At 57.4% G+C, this 4,262-nt stretch carries 4 protein-coding genes; all 4 read right to left on the reverse strand.

The annotated features are described in order from the left end of the window. Positions 1-108: 108 nt before the first annotated feature. Positions 109-582 carry a tetratricopeptide repeat protein gene (locus VZ94_RS21440; RefSeq protein ID WP_045780805.1) on the reverse strand — a complete coding sequence of 158 codons (474 nt, stop codon included), beginning with the start codon at positions 580-582 and terminating at the stop codon, positions 109-111. A gap of 69 nt (positions 583-651) precedes the next feature. Beyond that, positions 652-1,167, reverse strand: a complete 516-nt coding sequence (locus VZ94_RS31315; protein ID WP_045780806.1) for a porin family protein — start codon at positions 1,165-1,167, stop codon at positions 652-654. After that, positions 1,164-3,698 (reverse strand): TonB-dependent receptor domain-containing protein, encoded by a 2,535-nt coding sequence (locus VZ94_RS21450; protein WP_045780807.1) that lies wholly within the window; start codon positions 3,696-3,698, stop codon positions 1,164-1,166. The genes VZ94_RS31315 and VZ94_RS21450 overlap by 4 nt, the downstream gene beginning before the upstream one ends. Positions 3,699-3,934: 236 nt before the next feature. Continuing rightward, positions 3,935-4,262 (reverse strand): M23 family metallopeptidase (locus VZ94_RS21455; RefSeq protein WP_045780808.1); only part of this gene is annotated, 328 nt, incomplete at its 5' end.

The following is a 4,262-nucleotide window of genomic DNA, read 5'->3' on the forward strand; positions in this document are numbered from 1 at the left end:
CATCAGGCAGGCATCTTCATACCGATCCTTGGAAATCAGCAACGCGGGCAAGATTGGTGTGAACCAATGAGGAATTGGGATCGATCAGCCGTGCTTTCTGGAACGCTTCTATCGCCCCATCGAGGTCACCACTTTCATGGCGGGCATTGCGAGATTGTTCCATGCCTCGAAATTGTTCGGCTGCTCATAAACAAGTCGCTCATACACCCAAACGGCTTCTGATGGCCGCCCTTGGGCTTTCAGCAGATCGGCGTGCATGCGTTGCAAATCTGGGGAAGATGCGTCGCCTTCAACCGCGCAAATCTGCAGCGCCTCTTTCCACCGGCCCAATTCTGAAAGGGCCTTGGCTAGGTTGATGCGGTTGTCGACGGTGTCGCCGCCATTGTCCAAGGCGCGTTGCAGATAGTCTGCACCTTTTTTTTCGGTCGCCCCGGCCTGGCAACTAACCACACCTGCGAATTGTAGTATGTTTGGATCCCGTGGCAACGCTTTCAGCGCTGCTTCAGCCTGCACGAGGGCAGCCTTGAGATCGCCTTTTTGATAGGCCGCATAGGCCGCGCGCAACCGTTCCTGTGATTTCATGCCAGCGTCCTAGATAGAAAAAGGGCGGGAAACCAGTCCCGCCCTTTCCTTTTTTTGCTTTGGCTTGCGTCAGAAGCGCAGGCGTGCCGAAACATATGCGCGGCGGCCGAGCACGTCGTAGAGCGACGGATCGGTACCCGACTGCACGTTCGGTGCGTAGGTTTCCGGCTGGCGGTCGAACGCGTTGTTCAGACCGAGGCGGAAGGTCAAAGCATCGACATTGGCTTCGAGACCGAAGTCGAAATACCATACCGAACCCGGACCGGTGAAGGTTTCACCCGGGAACTGCTTGGCTGCGCGGTTGACCATCTTGTGGATGTAACGAACGCGTGTGTCGAACTTCAGGTTGTCATCAAGCTGCCATGCCATGTTCATGGTGCCCTTCCAACGCGGGAAGCTGGTGCCCAGACCTGCGCCGAAGTAGGAAGCCGAACCGGCATAGTCGGTTTTCAGACCGCCAAGGCCGACATTCTTGAAGTCGATCAGGTAGTTCAGCAACAGGTTGAAGTTGATCGCCGAGGTTTCCGAAACGAACGGAGTCGGCAGGCGATAACCCAGCTGTACGTCGATACCCGAAGTCTTCACCGAACCTGGTTGATTGCCTGGAAGTAACCCGTTGCAGGGTCGCCGCCGAGCGATGCAGGCAGGTAAATACCGGTGATGTTGTTGCCCGAACGAGCGATACCGGCACAATAGGGGCTGCTTGCAGCCAGGTTCGGATTGATGTCATTGTAACCATAGCACGAAGCGATGATTTCGTTGACGTCCGGCGAGAAGATCGTGTCCTTGATCTTGATGTTGTAATAGTCGATCGAGCCGGTGAAACCGCCCGCCGTGAATACACCACCAACGGTGAAGGTATCCGACGATTCAGGCTTCAGGTCGGGGTTACCGGTGACCGTGATGAATGCCTGACCACCCGGGGTAGCAGCAAAAGTTGCAGCCGTGGTCGAACCAACGCCGGTTGCAACGCAAAGATTGGTTGCAGCGGCACCGCCCGAGGTGCGGAAGTTGGTCGTTGCCGAGCACGGGTCAAAGATCTGCGGGAAGCTGCCGCCGCCCGAGAAGAGTTCACCGAAGTTCGGAGCACGCACCGAATGTTGGTAGCTTGCACGCAGACGGACAGAGTCGATCGGCGAGTAAGACAGCGTACCACCATATGCCCAATCCTTCGAAGGAGCACCGTCAACGCCATTCTGGATGTCGTTGAAGTCGCTCTTCGAATGACGTGCGGTCAGCGACAGTTCCAGATTGTCCATGATCGGAGCGCGAAGCTCGCCAAAGAAATCGAGGAAGCTGTTGGTACCGAGGTCGGGGGTTGCGGTGTTGAAGCCTGCGATCGGGCCGAACAGCGAACCCGGATCGAACGCATAGCGGAACTTGCGCGATTCGAGACCGAAGACGACGCCCAGCGGACCACCCGGAAGCTCGGTGAGCTCACCAGTGACATAAGCCTGTGCAATCTTTTGAGTGAAGGTGGTCTTGGTGCGACCGACTTCGTCAACATAGGCAACGCATTCAGGTGAGAGCGGCTGAACACCGAACGGGTTGAAACCGCCGGCGCAAAGCGTACGGCCGCCGTCAGCTGCTTCAAGCAGTTCCTGGACGCGTTGGACGTTTACGTTACCGCGCGCTTCTTGGTCGATCGTGGTGCGACCCCAGCTGTAATAAGCTTCGTAGCGCCATCCTTCAGCGATCTCACCGCGAAGACCAATCAAGCCTTGCAGTACTTCGTTGTCGAGGACCTGTTCACGCAGGCCGGTCGGCAGGAAGCGGTAACCGATACGAACACCTTCAGCAGCGCCAGTTCCGGTCAGGTTTGGATCGTCACCAGTACGGGTGAGCAGCAGGTTACGAAGATCCGCTGGCAGGAACGGGTTGGTGATCGGAGCCACCAGACCGGTGATGCGGCCGCCCGGAGCAACCAGCGGCGAACGAGCGTTCAGGCCCGAGGCTGTGCTGGTTGGGTTCACGATGCCTGTACCAACCGGTGTCGGTGCGAGTGCGGTCGACGAGGTGTATTCGGTGAAACCACCCTGGATGAACAGGTCGAACGACGGATTAATTTCGTAGTGACCGGTCAAGAACGCCGACTTACGCTCCAGCGGGAGCACAAGGATGTTCACGATGTCGAAGTTGTACGAATAGAAATCCGGGAAGAAGTTCAGGTTCGGGTTTGCAGCCGAATCAAGCGCATAGCGGAAGTTCGAAACATTAACCGGGCTGTTGAACGTACCAATACCGAACAGCGTGCCGTCCGAGTTGAAGCCGAGCTGGGTACCATTGGGCGTCTGAGCTGGTGCAACGCCATAGCTGGCGAACAGTGCGTTGATTGCTGCCTGGCTGATGGGGTTACCAGCGCTCTGCGTGTAACGACCGGTCGGGAAGGTGCCGGTTGTCGAAGTTGCCTGGTCAGAGAAAGGACGCTGAGCCTTGATAAGACCTTGGCGCTGCGAATATTCAGCCGAGAATGCGATGTTACCGCGGCCGTCGGCGAAGTTACCACCGATGGTGCCGCTGATCTGATATTCACGGGCATCCATTTCCGAAACAGTGTTCGAGTAGGTTGCGCGAAGATCGATGCCTTCAAAATCATCCTTCAGGATCATGTTGACGACACCGGCGATAGCGTCAGCACCATAAGCCGCACCTGCACCACCGGTGGTGACGTCGATGCGCTCGATCAGGCCCTGCGGGATGGTGTTCAAGTCAACCGTTTGGCTGCTCGAAGACACCATCGGACGGCGGCCGTTGATCAGGACCAGGTTACGGTTCGAACCAAGGCCGCGAAGGTCGATGTTCGACTGACCGCCGTTGCCGGGGTTGTTCGAGGTGGTGGTACCAGCCGGGTTAACACCAGGCAGGGTGTTCAGGAAGGTGTCCAGCGTGACGTCTGCGTTTGCGACGGTCTGCTCACCGGTGACAACCGAAACCGGGCTGTTCGAGTCCAGGTTCGGGCGCGCGATGCGCGATCCGGTTACAACGATCGGCGTCGAATCTTCGGCAGCCGCTTCGTCTCCTGCATCTTGTGCGAAGACGGGGTTCGAGAACATGGCGAGACCGATCACCAGCGGTGCGGTCGTCGATTTCAAATTGCTAAGACGTGCTTTTTTCACGTGTCCAGCCCCTATATCTATGGACGCATCCAGCCGCCTGAGCAGCCGGAAACGCCGGTTCAATATCTCTAGATGACGAACCACACGGCAAAAATAGTCGTGCAGGCCCCTCCAGATTGCACTCAAATTGGAACAAAATTCCGGCGAGGGCAAAGAAAATGTCCGCTTTGTCCTGTGTTTATTGCCGCCTGTCACTATTTTGCAACACAGGCAAATCTGGTGCAATCGAGTGCGAATCAGGGCTGGCTGGGCAGCAACGATAGCGGATCGACCCGCGCACTATTCCATTTCATGCCCCAATGGAGATGCGGCCCGCTGGCCCGTCCGGTCGCCCCGACCTTGCCGATCACTTGCCCCTGACGGACCACCTGACCCTCCTCAACTAGCAATTCGGAGCAATGCAGGAAGGCACTGTTGAGGCCCATGCCATGGTCAACCATCAGCAAATGGCCCTCGAGAGTGAAAGGATCCTTGGCAGCGAGCACAACCACGCCATCGGCAGGTGCGACAAAGGGGGTACCGGTGGGCATCGCAATGTCGAGACCGCTATGATAGCTGCCCGGG

The organism is Methylocucumis oryzae (assembly GCF_000963695.1).
GTDB classification, from domain to species: domain Bacteria; phylum Pseudomonadota; class Gammaproteobacteria; order Methylococcales; family Methylomonadaceae; genus Methylovulum; species Methylovulum oryzae.